General features: G+C 48.1%; 13 protein-coding genes. 5 read left to right on the forward strand and 8 right to left on the reverse strand.

What is annotated here, in order from left to right; translation table 11 throughout:
• The first annotated feature begins 374 nt into the window (after window positions 1-374).
• Both ACN0YH_RS00310 and ACN0YH_RS00315 read left to right on the forward strand, forming a co-directional pair.
• Complete coding sequence (locus ACN0YH_RS00310) at window positions 375-4091, forward strand: family 10 glycosylhydrolase (protein ID WP_417377559.1); 3717 nt, start codon at window positions 375-377, stop codon at window positions 4089-4091.
• 179 nt (window positions 4092-4270) lie between these two features.
• Window positions 4271-6004, forward strand: a complete 1734-nt coding sequence (locus tag ACN0YH_RS00315; protein WP_417377560.1) for an alpha-keto acid decarboxylase family protein — start codon at window positions 4271-4273, stop codon at window positions 6002-6004.
• 272 nt (window positions 6005-6276) lie between these two features.
• On the opposite strand, the gene ACN0YH_RS00320 is transcribed toward ACN0YH_RS00315, so the two are convergent.
• The 4 genes from ACN0YH_RS00320 to ACN0YH_RS00335 form a co-directional block, all read right to left on the reverse strand.
• The gene (locus ACN0YH_RS00320; RefSeq protein WP_417377561.1) at window positions 6277-6510 is read right to left on the reverse strand and encodes a hypothetical protein; all 234 of its coding nucleotides are present in this window, start codon (window positions 6508-6510) and stop codon (window positions 6277-6279) included.
• Window positions 6511-7075: 565 nt separating this feature from the next.
• Window positions 7076-8380 carry an ATPase, T2SS/T4P/T4SS family gene (locus tag ACN0YH_RS00325; RefSeq protein ID WP_417377562.1) on the reverse strand — a complete coding sequence of 435 codons (1305 nt, stop codon included), beginning with the start codon at window positions 8378-8380 and terminating at the stop codon, window positions 7076-7078.
• A gap of 100 nt (window positions 8381-8480) precedes the next feature.
• Window positions 8481-9368, reverse strand: a complete 888-nt coding sequence (gene dapA / locus ACN0YH_RS00330; protein WP_417377563.1) for a 4-hydroxy-tetrahydrodipicolinate synthase — start codon at window positions 9366-9368, stop codon at window positions 8481-8483.
• Between the two features lie 87 nt (window positions 9369-9455).
• On the reverse strand, window positions 9456-10376 hold the full coding sequence (locus ACN0YH_RS00335) for an NAD(P)-dependent oxidoreductase (RefSeq protein WP_417377564.1): 921 nt from the start codon (window positions 10374-10376) through the stop codon (window positions 9456-9458).
• A 344-nt stretch (window positions 10377-10720) separates the two neighbouring features.
• Here ACN0YH_RS00335 and ACN0YH_RS00340 point away from each other — a divergent pair, with 344 nt between their 5' ends.
• The 3 genes from ACN0YH_RS00340 (at window position 10721) to ACN0YH_RS00350 (ending at window position 12887) form a co-directional block, all read left to right on the forward strand.
• Window positions 10721-11152: a hypothetical protein gene (locus tag ACN0YH_RS00340; protein WP_417377565.1), complete on the forward strand. Its 432-nt coding sequence runs from the start codon at window positions 10721-10723 to the stop codon at window positions 11150-11152.
• A gap of 63 nt (window positions 11153-11215) precedes the next feature.
• The gene (locus ACN0YH_RS00345) at window positions 11216-12157 is read left to right on the forward strand and encodes an aminotransferase class IV (protein ID WP_417377566.1); all 942 of its coding nucleotides are present in this window, start codon (window positions 11216-11218) and stop codon (window positions 12155-12157) included.
• A 52-nt stretch (window positions 12158-12209) separates the two neighbouring features.
• Complete coding sequence (locus tag ACN0YH_RS00350; protein WP_417377567.1) at window positions 12210-12887, forward strand: class I SAM-dependent methyltransferase; 678 nt, start codon at window positions 12210-12212, stop codon at window positions 12885-12887.
• Window positions 12888-12914: 27 nt separating this feature from the next.
• On the opposite strand, the gene ACN0YH_RS00355 is transcribed toward ACN0YH_RS00350, so the two are convergent.
• The 4 genes from ACN0YH_RS00355 to ACN0YH_RS00370 form a co-directional block, all read right to left on the reverse strand.
• Window positions 12915-14000 (reverse strand): EF-hand domain-containing protein, encoded by a 1086-nt coding sequence (locus tag ACN0YH_RS00355; protein ID WP_417377568.1) that lies wholly within the window; start codon window positions 13998-14000, stop codon window positions 12915-12917.
• Between the two features lie 186 nt (window positions 14001-14186).
• Entirely contained in the window at window positions 14187-15938 is a 1752-nt protein-coding gene (locus tag ACN0YH_RS00360) for a hypothetical protein (RefSeq protein ID WP_417377569.1), read from the reverse strand.
• A gap of 241 nt (window positions 15939-16179) precedes the next feature.
• The gene (locus ACN0YH_RS00365; RefSeq protein ID WP_417377570.1) at window positions 16180-17139 is read right to left on the reverse strand and encodes a S1C family serine protease; all 960 of its coding nucleotides are present in this window, start codon (window positions 17137-17139) and stop codon (window positions 16180-16182) included.
• 71 nt (window positions 17140-17210) lie between these two features.
• The gene (locus ACN0YH_RS00370) at window positions 17211-18323 is read right to left on the reverse strand and encodes a hypothetical protein (RefSeq protein ID WP_417377571.1); all 1113 of its coding nucleotides are present in this window, start codon (window positions 18321-18323) and stop codon (window positions 17211-17213) included.
• Window positions 18324-18847 lie beyond the last annotated feature (524 nt).

Below are 18847 nucleotides of genomic sequence, written 5' to 3' on the forward strand. Positions count from 1 at the left end.
ATTTGGGTTTTGAGAGGAGTGAGATTTGTAGTTGCAATTCCGGAGCTGTTGAACTGAGCTAACTCAAGGTGTTCCAGGCTAAGGAATTGAATCGTGACAACTGCTTCTGGTTTGAGAGCCCGGAAGCAAGCTGTGAGAGAGGATGCGTTTTTTGACATTATTTTGAATTTGAGTCAAGATGGTTTCCGGGGAAACGGACGTGTTTTGCTGTACTTTTAAGAAAATTATTGCTCTTGGCCCAGATCAGAAAATTCCTATAATCCAGCGACTCACCTTTAAGTTCATTTCTTCACAGCCTGTTGGCATTCATTCGATTGCTCATTTCGAGCGGCCCCGAATCTCCGGTCCTCCCTCACACGGAAAAGTAGGTTTCTGTGAAACGAACCTTATTATTAGTTTGCTCTGTCTTCTGGCTGGTGCTGTTACTTCCCGCGCACGCCGGGGCTGAAGATGCGCTTGCCATTCCCGTTAAATTTCGAATTGAGTGGGGAGAATCAGTTCCCCGTCACTGGGGGGCACAGTTCGATTTAACTGGCTGTGAACTGCTTTCAGTGAAATCCCTGGGCGTCGATGCGGATGAAGCCGCCGTCTTAAAGACAGCAGGCCAGGTAATTCGATACCAGCCACACTCACGGCGTGTGTTTAACAGTGTTGAGTTTATGGTTCGTGGAGTGGCTGATGCAAAGCTCCAGATTCAGGTGCAGGATCGAGATGATCCCCTTGTTTCATTGAAACAGCAATTCGACTTGAAGGACATTCTGGTTCAAAAGGCTATTGTTCCCGTCAATCAGACCGCTGCCCAGTTGATCGTACAACAGTCACCTGGTGACTCGTTTGCCTTACGCATCAGGCATCCTCATCTTGTTTTCAAGCCAGAAGAAGAAATTAGAGTTCAGGCCTTTCCCCACTTTCTTTTCAATGAAGCAGTCACACCTGGTAAGGAATTAAACTGGAACATCCAGAGAGCACGTACAGGGGAGTCTGTTGCAGCAGGAGTGCTTGCGTTACCAACGCTGGATCGCGCGGAACTGCTGAAACAGGGGGTCAGTCTGGCTGTTAAGGCACCTGCGAAAGGTGAGTATGATCTGGTGGTGACAATGGGAGGTCGCCAGGCAGTGGTTCAGTTTGCCGTTCTTTCGCAATCGCGACCTCGGCCTCACATTAAGGCATTAATTCCAGATGACGGAATCCTGGTAGATGAATTATCTCTGCATGGTGCTCTTGATCACCGTGATCTGATCAAACGGCGTCCAGGCAGTCGGTTCAGGAATTCATTGAAGTCATTTTTTAATTCCCATCCAGCGGGTGAACAGTCGGGGCAACAGTCTCTTCCCTGGTCAGCCTGTCACTTGAGGGTTAAAAATCTACATTGTCCTCACAAGTTGCTGGTAACCTATCCGCGACGCGCTGGCGCTAAACTGGGATTCAGTATTCTGGAACCTGATGCCGCGGGACAACTGGTTCCCGTCGGTATTGATTCAGGTGTCTATCAGGCCGATACTGAAGTGACGGTTAAAGACCGGTCCGAAGGGTTACAGGCTGAAATACTATTCTGGCCTAAGGTTGATAATCCGATACTCCTGTTTCACAGTCTGGGGTCTGCAGATCCTGCACAAGCCACGCGAGTTGAGGTTTACGAGCTCCCTGCACAGTTATATTCCCAATCTGTGTCTCAGCATGAAGTCAGCTCTGGCAAAGAAAAGAGTCGGCTGACCGGACCTTACCTGCAGAAACCATTGTTGCCAGAAATATTTGGTGCAACACAGGTGTTAGACAGCAAAAGTAATCGTAGTCTGGACGACTGGCAGACTTTTCGAGAAGCGGGTGAGCGCCTGGTTTACTATTTAAAATACCACCGTTTCAACAGTGCTCTGATGGCTGTTTCAGCAGATGGAAGTACAATCTATCCTTCCGGGTTCCTGGCACCGACACCCCGTTATGATTCCGGTGTCTATCATTCATCAGGACAGGATGTTGTGCGTAAGGATGTTTTGGAACTGTTATTTCAGATGTTTAACCGGGAGCAGTTAACACTGGTTCCGGAGTTGCAGTTTTCTTCCATGTTGTATTCACTGGAACTGATGCTGCAGGATGAGTCCGACAGATCTGCGGGAATTGAGCTGGTGAATTCAACCGGGCAGACCTGGCGTGAAGCGAAAGGGACTTCACGCGGACAGGCTCCTTTTTATAACCCCCTCGATCCGCGCGTTCAGGCTGAGATAGTCAAAATATTCCGAGAACTGGTGATTCGCTATAAACAACATCCCTCATTTCAAGGGGTTGCCGTTCAGTTGAGCCTGAATGGTTACCTTCAGCTTCCCGGACTGGAATGGGGCTATGATGATCAGACTGTTCAGCAGTTTCAGAAAGAGACCGGAATCAAGATTCCCTTTAGCACGGAAGTAAATAAGTACCAGGATCGTTTTCGATATCTGACGACAACAGCTTTACCGCAATGGACATTATGGCGTTGCCAGAAAATCAGGGAGCTGCATCAACTGTTAGCCGATGTGCTTCAGGCAGAATCACCTGATGCCCAGATCGTTTTCTCTGCCCGGGAGTTACTGCCTTCCCGCAGTCACGAAGGTGATGTGATCACCGCGCTTAAGGCGGGAACGATGTTTCGTCCCATCTTAATGGAACTGGGGCTGGATTTTTCCCATTATGATCAGATCGAAAATGCCGTTGTGCTCAGGCCCGGTCAATACGATTCACAACAGCAGGTCTCCTCTCTAATACGTGTTCTGAATACGCATCCGTCAGTCGATGACGCATTTAAGTCCCGCTTGAGTGGCGCCTTGTTTTATCACAACCCTGTCGAAATCCGGATCGCCGAATTTGACAGAATCTCGCCCTGGCAGCCGGCATTTACCTGGCTGGTTTCACAAGTCACCCCCGCTGAGGAAAGTAATCGAATTAGATATATTCATTCGATTGCCAGGCAGGATCCTTATTTCATCTTTGATGGAGGCTGGACAATCCCGTTTGGCCAGGAACGTGCGACCGAATCAATCCGCAGTCAGTTTCAGCAACTTCCTCCGCGCCCGTTTCAGACAGTTCACGCAGCATCACAACCGGTAATTACCCGTTTGTCCCGCGGTAAAGAAAAAGCATTTTTCTATGTCGTGAACGATTTTCCTTATCAATGCGAGGTTTCAATCGAAATGTTGGTTCCTTCGAAGGCGCCGGTGATTCATCTGAAATCTGGTGAAGCGCTGACAGCAATACAGTCGGGGGGAGGAGTGAGGCGGTACACAGTCACTCTGGAGCCATTTGATTTTCAGGCATTTCGGATAGATGATTCACAGATTCAGATCGAAACGGTTCGATGTAATATTGCGGAACAGGACCGTAAGCATCTGCAGGCCAAAATTGAACAGAAGAAACAAAGTCTGGTACAGCTTCATCAGTCGATGGATGAGCTGACAGCGGTAGTCTTTCATGCCGATTTTGAAAGTAAAAGTTCGCGGGACTATATTCTGGCTGGCTGGGAATCAAAGGTTTCCCAGGGAAACGCCTGGACCATTGATTCGACAGAGTCGCATTCGGGCAAAACATCACTGGTTCTGGGAAGTGCGCCGGGAAATAACTTTCTGCGCACAAATGAAATTCCGCTTCAGGATTCACGTTATCTGAATATGAGTGTCTGGATGAAGTCAACCGCCAGTGATATGCGGGTTCGGATTGCATTAGAGGCGGAGCAGAATGGAAAGCTGAAAGTGCAATCAGCCATTATTTCTGTAGATCAGCAATGGCGCAAGTATCTGTTTCGTGTGAAAGATATACCCGCAGATCAAATCCGGAATGCCCATATTGTAGTCGAAAAGCTGGGGGCAGAAAAATTATGGATTGATGATGTTGATCTGCAGATCCATCAGATTTCGCCTGAAGATGATCGCCAGTTGACGAAGCTGGTCTCGACGCTTTCTCTTGCCTGGGATTCACAGCGCTATCTCGACTGCTATCGTCTCTTAACCAGCTACTGGGGCCAGTTTGGTGAGACTGTTGAACCATCAGCCATACCTGCTGGTGAGCAGAATCCGGTAAAACATGCAGAACGTCGGGGAATCAGAAAACTGCTCCAGCGTTAAACGTGTTGGATCTGACGTATCTGTCTTCCGCGATTTCGTTGACCCATAAGTCCTGGTCTGGCAGTGGCTTATGTGAATGCCTCTTATTCGTACTCACATGTATGTTATAATAGGCATATAAAGTTCTTTGATCACAATTTCTCTGATTGAATTATCATATCTGTAAGGAAGGAATTGAGATGTCAGCTCGCAAATCCACTACCGGTTCAAAGCCCACCTCAACTAAATCGCGTATTACCTCAAAACGCGCTTCCCGCACCACTTCAGAGAAGAAAAATGGTAAGGTGCACACCATTGGCAGCTATCTGGTGCAGAGGTTACAGGATTATGGTGTCACGGATCTATTTGGGATTCCCGGCGATTTTGTTCTGCAGTTCTACGGGATGCTGGAAGAAAGTCCGATTCGTGTTGTGGGAACAACCCGCGAAGATAATGCTGGATATGCAGCCGATGGCTACGCGCGGGTCAACGGTTTGGGCGCAGTCTGTGTCACATACTGTGTTGGTGGGTTGAGTCTGTGTAATTCGATTGCAGGAGCCTATGCAGAAAAGTCCCCGGTGATTGTCATCAGTGGGGCGCCGGGCATGTCAGAACGGGAGACGGACCCCCTGCTCCATCACCGTGTGAAAGATTTTCATACACAGCGAGATGTGTTCGAAAAAATTACAGTAGCAACCGCTTTACTTGATAATCCGATGACGGCTTTCCAGGAAATCGATCGATGTCTGGAAGCCTGTGTCAGATTTAAGCGGCCGGTCTATCTGGAGTTGCCTCGCGACTGCGTTCACAAGCAGGCTGTGATACCCCATGTGCCTGATGACAGTCAGCCAGTCAGTGATCAGAATGCATTACGAGAATCGCTGGAAGAGGCAAAGGAATTAATCGAAGCCAGTAAAAAGCCGGTGATCATTGCAGGGGTTGAAGTCCATCGCTTTGGTTTACGGGAAGAAGTGCTCGGGTTTGCTGAAAAATTCAAAATTCCGATGTGTGCCACAATTCTTGGTAAGTCCGTGGTGAGCGAGTCTCACCCGCTTTACCTCGGAGTCTATGAAGGTGCAATGGGGCGCAGCGAAGTTCAGAAATATGTCGAAGAGAGTGACTGTGTCATTCTCCTGGGGACATTTATGACAGACATAAATCTCGGGATTTATACAGCGCATCTGGATCCGGGAAAATGCATCTATGCGACCAGCGAAAAATTGCGAATCAGTTATCATCATTTCCATGACGTGATTTTCTCGGACTTTGTCACAGCACTGGAAAAACAGAAAATGAAAGTGGTCACCCGGAAAATTCCTGATAATGTCCGTCCCCAGCAGGTAGAGTTCAAAGTCAAGCCGGCACAGCCTGTCACGACAAAACATCTTTTTGAAAGCATAAATCAGATTCTGACTGATGAGACTGTGGTGGTAACCGATGTCGGTGATTGCCTGTTCGGTGCGGTCGACTTGATGATCAATACACATACCAAGTTTCTCAGCCCTGCCTATTATACATCAATGGGTTTTGCAATTCCTGCTTCTCTGGGAGCACAGGTGGCTAATCACAAGTTGCGGCCAATCGTGCTGGTTGGCGATGGCGCGTTTCAAATGACGTGTCTGGAGCTTTCGACGGCACTCAAGCTGGGTTTCAATCCGATTGTCATCGTGCTCAATAATAAGGGGTACACTACCGAGCGATTTCTGCAGGAAGGTCCGTTCAATGATATTCCCGATTGGAAATATCATAATATTACCGATCTGATTGGAGGTGGCTGGGGCTTTGAAGTCAGTACGGAAGGGGACCTGGAGAAAGCTGTCAAAGCCGCCTTGGCGAATAAGGACAGTTTGAGTGTGATCAACGTGCATCTCAAGCCAACTGATGTGAGCCCGGCTCTGACACGCCTGGCAGATAAAATGTCGAAAACACTTTAGCGTGTGTTGCTTGTGATCGAAGCGTCTTCTGTTCTCACTGCTCTTTGGAAGCACTGCAGTAAACTGAAACAGAGACTGGCAGCGGTAAAATAAAAAAAGCCGGGCGAGAGTCCCGTTCTCTGCGTCCGGCTAATATCCTTTCGCTGACAGCTCAAATAATTCAGCGCATTGAACTGTCATGAGACGCGAAAGGGTCCCCCCTGTTTGGAGTCGCTAAGGGTGAAAACAGCAGGCGGGCCGAAACCACACCTGCTGGAGTTTTCATCGAATGATTATTGATCCTGCTGGATTTTGCGTTCCAGCTTGTATTGTTCGAGTACTTCCCGCTGATTATAGAGCTGTTCTTCAGGGCCTGCCGGGTAGAATTGCACATCGTCATTCAGGTAATACGCTGAAGGCAATGTCTGGCCACCAATGCTGGATTGGCAACCGGTGCTGGTTAAACCGATTAATGCTAAACCCAGAACACCAACACCTGACCAATTTTTTAGCTGGCGAATCACCATGATTTTCCTCGGAATGATAAAGTTGTCGAAAGGCACCTGTTGGGGAGACGTGTAAACAGGGTAAGACAGGAGCCGGGAACACCTTGGGAACAGTCCATCCTTGTACTGAATCCAGTCACTTCGATGTAAAGTGATTGCAAGGCCACACAAAACTACAACGTGTGTACTTCTATTATCGACACGTAAAACCGGAATCTTCGGTATATTCTGCTTAATCGGACAAGATTTTGTATAAAGAAAGTCTGTAGAACATAGATATGGCGGAATGTGACCAAGAGTGCACCTGCGTTTCGATCTGCTTGAAAGTTACGTGTGCTACTAAATCTCTCCAGTTTTACACGGACAGGCGGAGCGTGAAGTGAAACCAGTGACTTCGTCCATCGAAAGTTCACCGCAGTTCAGGCTGAGCAGACTTACGGGCGCGTTCTTTTTGATATGCTTCCAGTATTTCACGCTGGTTAGTTAGCTGTTCTTCAACACCGACAGGGAAATACTGTACTACATCTCTGCTATAGAATTAAGGTAAAGCATTTGGTTGTACTTCACTACTTTGCTCTGGCATCAATTATGATTTAAAAGCGCGTTGCAGTTCGTCCATTGAAACTTTACCTTCCGCAACCAGTCGAATTCCATCTTTCTGGAAGCTGGGCATATTCTGCTTTTTGGCAAAGGCTTTAATTTTTGCAGGTTCGGCGCCACTGATGATCAGTTTCTTCATGTCGTCCGTCATTTCGATCATTTCCAGCATGAGCGTCCGACCGTAGTATCCCAGGCCATCACACTTTTCACAGGGTTCGATCTCAATACCGTCCTCATCTACGGTCTCGCGTGGTGGACGATAAAGCATTTTAGTGGATTTCGGGAGCCCCATTTTCTCAATGAGTTTCGGATTCGGGCGAAACGCTTCTTTGCATTGATCACACAGGGTTCTGATCAGTTTGTGTCCTACCACAGCTTTTAGCGAATTCACTCCCTTTTCCAGGCTGCCTGCCAGTTTGCAGTATTTCATGATACCGTTGATTGCATCTTTTGCCGAAATTTCCGCAATCATCGTGATTTCGTCAGCGACATTCAGGATGCTCGCGACATATTGTTCATCCGTAATGGGATTCAGATAAATGATATCTGCTTCCATGCGGATGATTCTCCGCAATTCATCATCAAATGTGTCGCCTTCTTTTTTGTCGAGGGTCGCAATATGACTCAGTTCACGATGTTCGGGGTCGGCCAATGCAAAGATCGTGTATTGGTAAGCATCAACTGAACGGACTACACCGACAGTCGTTGTGGTAGTACCGGAATTGGGAGGGCCGCTGACCAAGATCAGCCCATTGCGTCCCTGACTCAATTCGCGGATCTTGTCTTTGAATTCATCACTAATGCCAATATCATCTGCACGATCGAGAGGATATTTCATGTTGATGGCTTTGATGGAAAGACGCTCACCGCCCGGTGTGGGCGTCGTTGCCACCCGTAACTGGTAGGATACTTCCTCCAGTTCCGCAGCGACTCCCCCTGACTGAGGGCGTTTGCGTTCCTGGATATTTAAACCCGATAACAGTTTAAGAACCTGGACAACGGCCATCCCCTGTTGTTTGGAAAGCTTCGGTCCTGGATTAGGAACTCCATCAACATAAAACAGAACCTGGTACCGCTCACCCTTGGGTTCAAATCGCATGTGTTCTGCCCGCAATGCGAGTCCGTCGGTAACGATATTTTTAGCAGCCATCAGACCTGCTTTTACCAGCCGGGCATTGTCTTTCAGATTTGCAGGCTGACCATTGAGCGCCCCTTGAAACGAGACCGGTTCGATTTCATCTTCGAAATCATCATCATCTTCTTCCCGGGATTTTCCAAAGCCAAATATCACCAGAGATACCTCTTGAAACAGGTTAAGTGCCTAACTGAATATTGTTCCTGGAGTCTCTTACCCGGAGCAACTGTTGAAGCTGTTTAGTTTAGCGGAATTCTTAGAGCAGACCATAATCCTGCAGGGTTTTTTCCAGAACCTGCATTGAACCACTGTCCAACTGAGTCATGGGTAGACGAACTTCGCCATTGTCACGCCCCAGTAACTGCATGGCGGCTTTAATGGGAATCGGATTAGTCGCCAGGCCAAGCAGATTACGGCAGAGAGCAAACAGTTTGAAATGCCATTCGCGGGCGAGCGCTAAGTCTCCCGCGTTGAACGCATTCAGCATGCTTTTTACATCGCCGGGAACAATATTTCCCACGACAGAAACCACGCCTTTCCCACCTAATGCCATCAACGGCAGAGTCAGGCTGTCATCGCCTGATAAAACAGCCAGGTCACAGGCAGACAGGATATGAGAGGCCTGATCCATGGAGCCCGTAGATTCCTTGACGGCGACAATATTCGGAATATCAGCCAGTCGAATAATCGTCTCCGGCTCAATGTTTTTCGCTGTCCGTCCGGGAATGTTATAGATGACGATGGGAATATCCACTGATTCCGCAATTGCCTGATAATGCTGGAAGAACCCTTCCTGTGTCGGCTTGTTGTAATAGGGAGCTACATGCAAAGCACCATCTACCCCTGCCCCTTGTGCGTATTTAGTCAATTCGATGGCTTCACGTGTACTGTTTGATCCGGTTCCAGCCATCACTTTAATCCGGCCAGCCGCGTGTTTGCAGACAATCGAAATCACCTGTTTGTGTTCATCGTGGGATAATGTCGGTGATTCACCAGTGGTCCCCACCGGGCACAAGGTGTCTGTCCCCTGTTCCACGTGATAATCGACCAGAGCGCGAAGCGCTGTCTCATCGATTTCACCATTCTGAAACGGGGTGATCATTGCTACCGCAAGACCTGCGAACAGGTCACTTTGATTCGCCATGCTTATAATACCTTAATACAAATTCTTACAGCCAGTGCAAGTCGGCTGGATTAGTTCTTCTTTATGATCAGTGGAATATGATTGATGCTATGCGCGCTGTTCCCAGTCGACGTTCGACAATGATGCCAGGGCGAGTTGCAAAGCATGGGTTCCGTCACGTCCATGACCTTGTGCCTGGACCGCCAGATAGAGCTGATGCCCTAAAGCCAGGCCGGGAAGACTCAGGTTCATCGCTTTGGCTTCTGCCAATGCAATTCCCATGTCTTTGATAAAATGTTCTACAAAGAAACCCGGGTCAAAATTGTTATCCATAATGCGTGGCCCCAGATTCGAGAGAGACCAGCTCCCGGCTGCTCCACTGCCGACGGATTCCAGTACTGTGGGCAGATCCAGGCCTGCCTTGTAGCCGTAGAGCAACGCTTCGCAGACACCAATCATATTGGTCGCGATCAGAATCTGATTGACCATCTTGGTATGCTGCCCTGATCCCGCCCCTCCCTGATAGACAATTGTTTTCCCCATGGCATCCCAGCAGGGTTTGAGTGCATCCACAACCGCTTCTTCGCCACCAATCATGATGGACAGGGTTCCGTTTTTGGCACCGACATCTCCGCCGGAAACCGGGGCATCAACACTATAGATTCCCTGAGCCTGGGATGCTTCGGCCACTTCTACAGCCAGGGACGGGTCACTGGTTGTCATGTCCACCAGAATCTTGCCAGTTGACGCACCAGCCAAAGCCCCCTGCTCTCCGAGAAGTACCTCTCTGACATCTGCAGGAAAACCAACAATCGAAAAGATGACATCTGAGTTTTCGGCAACTGCTTTAGGAGAATCCGCCCAGTTTGCCCCTTTTTTGATGAGTGGCTCTGCTTTGGATTTACTGCGGTTATACACCGTTGCCGAAAAACCAGCATCCATCAAGTGGCCAACCATACTGGCTCCCATCACTCCCGTTCCAATCCAGCCAATTTTTGTCTGACCTGGTTGAATGGTTGGTATCGCCATCTCGTTCAATCCTTTTATCTGATTCCGTTTCGTTGAATTACTTAATTCTCAATGCCGTTACATTCATTGAAATCGTAAAAAAATGATTGGTATATCTCAAGTTAGACCAATCATTCTCCTTCGCAGTATATCGAGGTCGGACCCAGAAGTCATATGACTGGTTCATTTTTTTGTCAACTATCATGCCTGTACCCCCTTTTCTGACAGGAATTCAGCGACGTGGGCAAAAGAAACTTGCGATTGGACAGGTAAATAGAGAAAATCGAACGAACGATCGGGTGCGAGCTTTTGAACAGTACCAGATCCTGGTTGACTACATTTCAGATGCAGGTTCAGGTTATGTCATGAAATTGAAATATATTGTGGTGTGGATGTTCTGTTTTGCCTGCATTTGCCTGGTGAGTTCTAAATCACAGGCACAAACCTGCGGAAACGGATATCCCTGCGGTCCGGATGGCGCCCCCCTGCTACAGATGTTGACTCCCCAGGGATTTATGGGAGCAGATTTTCGCGGCGGCTGCTCTCAGCATGACCGCTGCTATCAGATTCCGGGTATCAATCGGCGGTATTGTGATTTGCAGTTCCGGAATGAATTACATCGAAGGTGTGACAGTTCTGTTTTCCCTCTGGGGTGCCGTATGATTGCCAATACCATGTATTTACAGACCCGGTTATTTGGCAGGAGACCTTATTTGAATTCACAATATCCCGCGACATATCCGCCTCCCCAGCCCTATCCTGTCTATGTGACTCCTGTTGCATATTACGGATACTGATCTGCAGATGACCAACTGCCTGATTTGTCTTACCGTCTCTCTTTCCAGAATGAATCTTTCTCCATGTCCGAAGCTCAGGCTTATTTGAACGGTGTCTTCATTCCCGACGCGGAAGCCAGGCTGTCGGTAACGGATCTGGGAATCGTGTATGGCGCTTCTGTCACAGAGATGGTACGTACGTTTCAACATCAGCTGTTTATGCTCGAAGACCATCTGGAGCGTTTGTCTGGGGCGCTGGAGTATGTCGGCATTGAAACTCCTGTTCCTTTCTCGGAATTAAAGCAGGTCTGCGAAACTCTGGTGGGGAGAAATGCAGCGTTGTTACCTCGCCAGCATGATCTGGGTTTAACGGTCTTTATAACAGCCGGTCACAATCTGCCTTACCTGGGGCTGGCTGAACTTGAGGCCTGTCAAACCCCGACAGTTTGTGTGCACACGTTCCCACTGGCTTTTGAACTCTGGGATCAAAAGTACTCAAATGGACAGAATCTGCTAAGATCAGAGGTTCAGCCACTCAACGCTGCTATTTTTGATCCGGGTGTAAAATCACGCAGCAGAATCCATCTTTATCGCGCAGACAAACTGGTTCGCCAGAAAAATCCGCAGGCATCCGCCTTATTGTTTGATCCGGCAGGATATGTGGCGGAAACGACAGTAGGTAATTTTTTTCTGGTAAAGGGAAATCAGATTCTCTCTCCGCGTCCTGAATATGTTCTCGGGGGAATCAGTCAGAAAATGGTGATTCGGTTAGCAAAACAGCTGGGGTTGGACTATCAGGAAACAGATATTTCACCCAATATGATACATGAAGCGGACGAAGCATTGACGTCTTCGACAGCATATTGTCTGATGCCTGTCACCCGCTTTGAAGATCGCCCGCTGTCACAGGGAGTTCCCGGCCCCGTTTACCAGAAACTGCTTACCGCCTGGAGCCAGGCGGTGGGAGTTGATATTTTACAGCAGGCCCGGGAAATCGGGGCAGCGCGCCGCCAGGCACTTTCATAACAGTCAGGTATCTTTTCCAATTCATATTGAGTAGCGATCAGGAATTACAATCTTGTCACATTATCTGGAATTCTTCCGGCAGTTTCGGACCACTTTTGAAACCACAGGTGCCATTGCTCCCAGTAGCCGTTTTCTGGCCGCGAATATGGCCGGGCCGATGAAGCAACATCAGGGGCCCAAGAAAGTTCTGGAAATAGGCCCTGGTACCGGTGCCGTCACTCGGGAGATCGTCAAGCAGATTCGTCCGGGAGACCAACTCGATCTGGTCGAGTTGAATGATAAATTTGTCGAAATCCTGCATAAACGCTTCGATACCGAACGAGGCTTTCAGGAAATCAAGCATCAGACCGCGATCCATAATTGTCCCTTACAGGATTATGGTGCAGCAGAGGAATATAATTATATTGTTTCCGGACTGCCGTTAAATAACTTTCCGACGGAACTGGTCAGCGAAATTTTCAAAGCGTACTTTCGCCTGCTGAAACCGGGAGGCGTACTGACTTATTTTGAATACATGTATGTACGCCCCGTCCGCAAGGTCGTATCCAAGGGGGACGAGAATCAGCGAATTCGTGAAATTGATCAGATTATGGGCGACTATACGCGTCAATTCCGAATTCGCCGCAACTGGGTCTGGTGCAACCTGCCTCCCGCCTGGGTTCAACATCTGCAGAAAGAAAAAGGCAGTTCACCCGCGCTGGAGCAAACTGCCTCTCAAGATCAGTCATGATCTCACGCGAAGTTCATGACTCTGTGCCTAAGCATCTGGCTTTTTAGAATCAGTATCTGACTGTTTTTCCTTTTCCTGTGTGTCAGCAGAGGGGCGTCGCGGACGATTCATACGATCGCGTTCCCGGCCACGGGGATTAAATCCACCACGGTCGCCGCCCATCAATTCTCTCAGATCAAGTGAACCATCTTCGTTACGGTCCAGCTTTTTCAACAGATCTTTCATCTGTTCCAGTTCTTTGGAATCCAGTTTTCCATCCTGGTTCGTATCAAGTGATTTCATGAACGCCGGTTGAGGCATTCTTCCTTGATAATCGCCGCGTCTGCCTTCCGGGCGACCGCTCATTTCAGGGCGTTTCATTTCGGTGTCTGGTCCACGGTTGCCAGGTCTCCGCTCAGGCCGAGATTGTTTGACCGCTTCTGTGAATTCCTGTTTGGAAAGAGGAGCATCAGGATCTTTATTGGCTTGCTGATAAATCTGCTTCAGGATCTGCTTTCCTCTTTCAGGAGCTTCGTCCAGGGTCAGTTTGCCATCTTTGTTCGTATCCAGGGACTGGAAAAAACGCTCGAACCGATCCTGGGACATTTTATCATCACCGGGGCGCGGACGTTCTTTACGGTCTCCACCTGGTCTGCCTCGATTCATTCCTCCCAAACGCTGTAGAGCATCGAGGGGAATTGCGTCGGTGTTCATACGTTTGAAGAGGGGTTCCATACGATCACGCAGTGGTTCGGGTAATTCATCACGGGATATCTTTTTGTCGCCATTACGGTCCAGGCGACTCATGAAGTCCTGCATACCACGACGATTCCGGCCTTGATCACCTCCCCCTGCAGCAGGAAATTTCTGGTCCTCTTTTTTCAGACTCGATTCAAACTCAGCTTTCGTGAGTTTCCCATCTTTGTTTTGGTCACCAGTTCGAATGAGATGGTCAAAAAAACGTTCTTTATCCTGTGGAACTTCCTCGGCTGAAACAGTGCCGTCTGAATTTTTGTCAAGTTGTTGAAAAATATTCTGGGACGCCGATTCGTCCTGTTCCGGAGCGGCTGAAAGGCTGCCTGCAGAGAAACCCAGTACTGCCAGTGCCGCCAGTGAATAGAAAGAATAATGCATTGTCGCCCCTTTCATGGGAATGCTGAAATCAGACGAGGACCAAAACCGTGAGAGTCCTTTACTCCCTATTTAACTCGACCCGGTCAAAAAAGTATTGCTCCTTTCTGAAAAACCGCTTCGCTCAAGTAAAAAACCCGGCGAGAAAGCTCACCGGGTTTTCGTTAATCATTTATCGAAATCAATAACTTATTTTGTTTTCCTGACTGAAAAAGTCGAGGTAAAGAATCCCTGGTCGTCGGGAATCGTATAACCACCGGTGATAGGGAGATACTTCTGGAAGAAGCTGTAGGGAGGCAATTTTGACATATCAATTCCTTCAATATCAATCTCTCCTTGATTCTTCTTAATGAAGTTATAAACGGCATGTACCTGGGCATCTGCATTTTGATAGGTGATCATGGACGTTTTTTCAGGGAAGTTTTCGGCAATAAGTTTGTAGTTTGCGTCGTTAATCAGGGCCCCTGCGCCACGGTCTTTTCTCAGGATACCTTCAATCTGCTGTACATCGTTTGAGACAAACAGTTGGTTTTCTGAGATACAGAAGGCTGCTGAAGTGGGAGAGCTGATGAGTGCACCGGGAATTTCATACAGTGTCGTTCCCTGAAATTCGCGTGCCTGGCCGGGAAAGTCATCACGGACGGTCAATGAAGCGATAATTTTCTGGAAGGCATCGGAATTCTTCAGCCCCAACGCCACAGTGAACTGACCTGACATTTTTGTCAGATCCAGCTGTTCTCCCTCTTCAATCTGAGTCGCTACCTGAATGCGGCCACTGAGATTATCAACGATATCTTTTTTGATGTGAATTTTGGGGCCATCCGGATTATCTGCCATCGAATCAATTACCGCACCCAAGGCACCCGGTCGCCCCTGGAAACCATCGAATAGAGTCTCAATCGAATCATATGCTCCGATAATACTCCAGTTGATCGAATAGTAGGAGGAGACTTTGTCTGAGACCCAGACAGGGGGCTGCTGAGCCACGGCGGGGCATTTAAACATTTCGATAATCCCGGAAGTGGGCATCTCGACATAGGTGAATGTTTTAGAGATGGCATCGAATTGTTTGGTCGCCATGAAACTGGCTCCCCCTACGGCTTTCAGGTTGGTAATTCCCAACGCAGGCAGGAAACCCTGGACCATTCCAACTTGAGGATTGACGCGACTGGCCACTCCCAGAATCGACTGCAGAGCGCCAATCGGATTCAGGTACCATTTTGCGACTGCGGGAGACTGGGGATCAGTGCACTTACTCTGAATGTACTGGTACTCTTTTTTCGCAGCCAGAGATCGCTGGTCCTGACCATCCCAGTTAGCCAGAACGGCTTCCAGGATTTTATCATCATTGGAAGCAACAAACGTTTTGTCTTTAAGGAAGTAGGAGAACTGCTTGGCGAGGGGGACTTTAACCGGCTCGTCGTCAGCATCCTCTGCTTCAAAGGAAAAAATTACCATCTTTGTACCGGAAACACTGCGAATGGATCGCTGGGCACCTTCTTTATCCAGAGCATCAGCCGTTTTTTCCAGAATTTTTTCCAGGACTTCGCCGCTCTCTCCATACTCCAGTGAGGCCAGCCCACCAAATTTACCTTCGCTGCTTTTAACGAAAGCGATACAGAACTCGCCACTGGGTATGCTTAGAACATTACTCAGTCCCAGACTGGTTTCATCCTCAAACATTTTTGAGTATTTTTCCACCAGTTTTATCAGGTCCTCACGCATTCCAGCAAAAGCAGGATCGCGGATCATTTCAGCCATTGAAGTCTCTGCCCACTTTTCTTCCATGACTTCAACGTCCGGGATGGAAAAGTAAAACAGCGAATCTTCAGGCAGTCTCTGTGCTGCGGAAACACGATCTTGCGCATAACTGTCCTGGGCAGTCAGCAGGAACATCGCCTGCATGAACATGATGGTGAGTAACAAAAGTGGCTTTCTCATAGGAGCCTTCATTCTTTCTCTTTCAGAGGGGATATTAAGGGAACCTCACGCTAGATCCGACTTTATGGCCCTGTCTAATTCTTTTACGCGTGACGAAAATCATACTGTTTATTTGTAGCAATTCTACTTTTTCTGACAACCCCAACCTGACGCTCATCCTGGTCCGAGGCAAAAAACGATTTCGAGCATCGCTCTATGGGAAATACCATCAAACTGAGACAATGGTTGCAAGTTTTTGAATTTACTTTTCGGAAATCGGAGTTTTTCTGCGAGGTGCATCAAAATACCGATAGCCAGTATTAGGACTGGTTTTATCGAAGGCAAATGCATCCCGATTATCAAGAAAATGTTTCACGTAGGTGATCGGGATCGCAAATCCCAGACCTTCTCCCAGAATCAGCTTCATATTTGTGACACCGATGACTTCCCCCCGGGAATTAAACAGGGGCCCACCGCTGTTCCCCGGATTGATTTGGGTGGTCGTCTGAATATAAACAATTCCCTGCATATTTCGATTACGCGTGCTGACGATTCCGCGGGAAACGGATCGTTCCAGTCCCAGAGGATTACCAATGGCAAAAACTTCCTCGCCTTCCCGTTGTTGATCATTTTCTGCCAGGTAAACCGTGCGAAACGCAAAATCCTTCTGTTGCGGAATGCGAAGAAGTGCCAGGTCGAAAAAAGGATTTAATGCGAGAATCTCGACATCCTTGATCTGACGCCTCTGAAACTCACCATTGGCGGTCCTGTGAAAAATCGTAACGGCAATCCGGGTCTCTTTCTCAACAACGTGATAGTTGGTGACACAATACCCCCGGTCGTTGATGATGAAACCGGATCCGAGACCACTGGGAGTTTGAACGAGGGTCACCGCTTCTCCATAAAGCCGGGCCAGTTCCTTGATACTTTTGACTGGCAGTTCCGCTACGGAGTATATTTTGTTCTTACTTTTGGAAACCGGTGATTTTCCGTCGGCTGTTTTTTCCGATTTGCTCCGAGAACGGATCTGCTCCAGCGGGATCCTTAACACTTCAAACCCGATATCAACCAGAAGATAATCGTTGCTCTGCTTGAGTACATCACCTTCGATTTTATGACCACTGACCAGCTCAATCCAGTCTGCTTGAGCGTGACTGACAAAGGCAGGCAATGTCATAGAAATAGCGAGCAGTAGTCCGAGGTGCCATAAATTGCGAATCATTCCGTCGATTTCCTCTATTACTGTGTTGTACAGATATTTGATGTGATCAAAAATTTTGATATCCGGAAGTACTACTCTTTATATTCACTGTGACATTCAGTGCAGGCCTTGTAAACGCGGGTTAAACCCTTGTCAAATTCAGGAAAGTTATCAGCTTTCGCGGCTTCCACCATCTGCAGGCTGGCCTCCGTCATCGGATTAGCATGGCCCAGGAAGTCCTTGTCATCGACATATCCATAGCCTTCCGTCGTGATGATTTTGGCAATCGCCGCCAGCAGATGCGCTTCTTCGATGACTTTTTCTTTATCTGATTTTAAGGCATCTGCATTTCCAACATTCGATTTCAACCATTTGGAAGCAATATCTGCCCGCTTCATCAGATCCCCCATCGAAGCCACATCACTGAGCGGTTTTTTATCCTCTGAATCAGGCACCCCTGCGGGTAGACTACCGTTCATAATTACGATCATCTGCTCATAAGGGACTTGAATTTCACGATACGATTTCGCACCACGTATCAACTGCTTCGATGAAATACCCGCTGCCAGATCACGCAGGTACTTGGCGTTTTTTTTCCAGCCGATGTCACCCGGGTGCTCCGTCGCGATACCGGCCAGCGCCGCCAGGGTTGAAGTAAAGGTAGGCAATTCCAGATAACTCGTATTATATGTACCGACAGACTGCATGTTTTTCGTCAATCGATTCCGAATATCTTTTACTATCGAATCGAGAACAGGCATTGGAATAATCGTTTTCCAGTCAACTTCACCAGATGCGGCGGGAGGCTGCGTGCCTGCCGGTTTCATTTCTGCAGCGGGTGTGGTGCTACCAGGAGTTGCAGCCACAGTATTACCCGGCAGTGCGACGGGAGTGACAGCCTGTTGATTCCCTGCTACAGCGAGAGGGTTATCAAACCAGACATCGTAGGGAATGCCATCGATCATTTTACGACCGTCATCCTGCTCTGATTCTTTTTTCTCAGGTGTAGTCTGTGTGCTTTGCGCGACCTGCGGAGGGGGCGTAGCGGGTGCAGGCGTTGATGGTTGGGGAGTTGCCTGTGTGGAAACTGGTGCAGGATCACTTCCTCCACATCCTGTCAAAAAAACAGATGATAGCGTACCAGAAATCAATGCAAGCGTGTAATAGAACGGTTTCCCGTGCCACTGGAAGGCCGGTCTGTTCATGGATGTCTCCCTCAAGTCCTTGAAATTAAACCAATTAGATTATGTGTTATCCGAGCACAGCTTGCAACTGCATCCCTGCAGGATTGTAAAAATCTTATTCTGTTCTGTACAGGTTTTGTAATTCAGATTATGACTTTTTCAAATATCCCATGTGTCTAAATCAAAACAAAACCAGTCTGACATTGGAACAGGAACAGATAAATTATGTCCCCCTGTAAAAATATTTCGGTCAGTAAGACAGGGGCTGTTTGGTGGATTACGCAAAAAAATGTTGACCCACCCTTGTCATCTCAAACTCCACTTATTATCTCTGACCATTATCAGGTACGTAACTGATACCAGTTTTTCACCTGCATGACTGATTAATTGGCGACTCGCAATGATAGTGGAGTATAATTTGTCTGGTGGACAACTGCGAAAACGAACTGACTATTCACCCGCTTGATACCTGCATTCTGGAGAATGCTTCAAGCACGTTGTCGGGGGAAACAACATTGATTTTTATCAATCAGCTACCTTAATGG

Source organism: Gimesia sp., from assembly GCF_048262075.1.
Taxonomy (GTDB): domain Bacteria; phylum Planctomycetota; class Planctomycetia; order Planctomycetales; family Planctomycetaceae; genus Gimesia.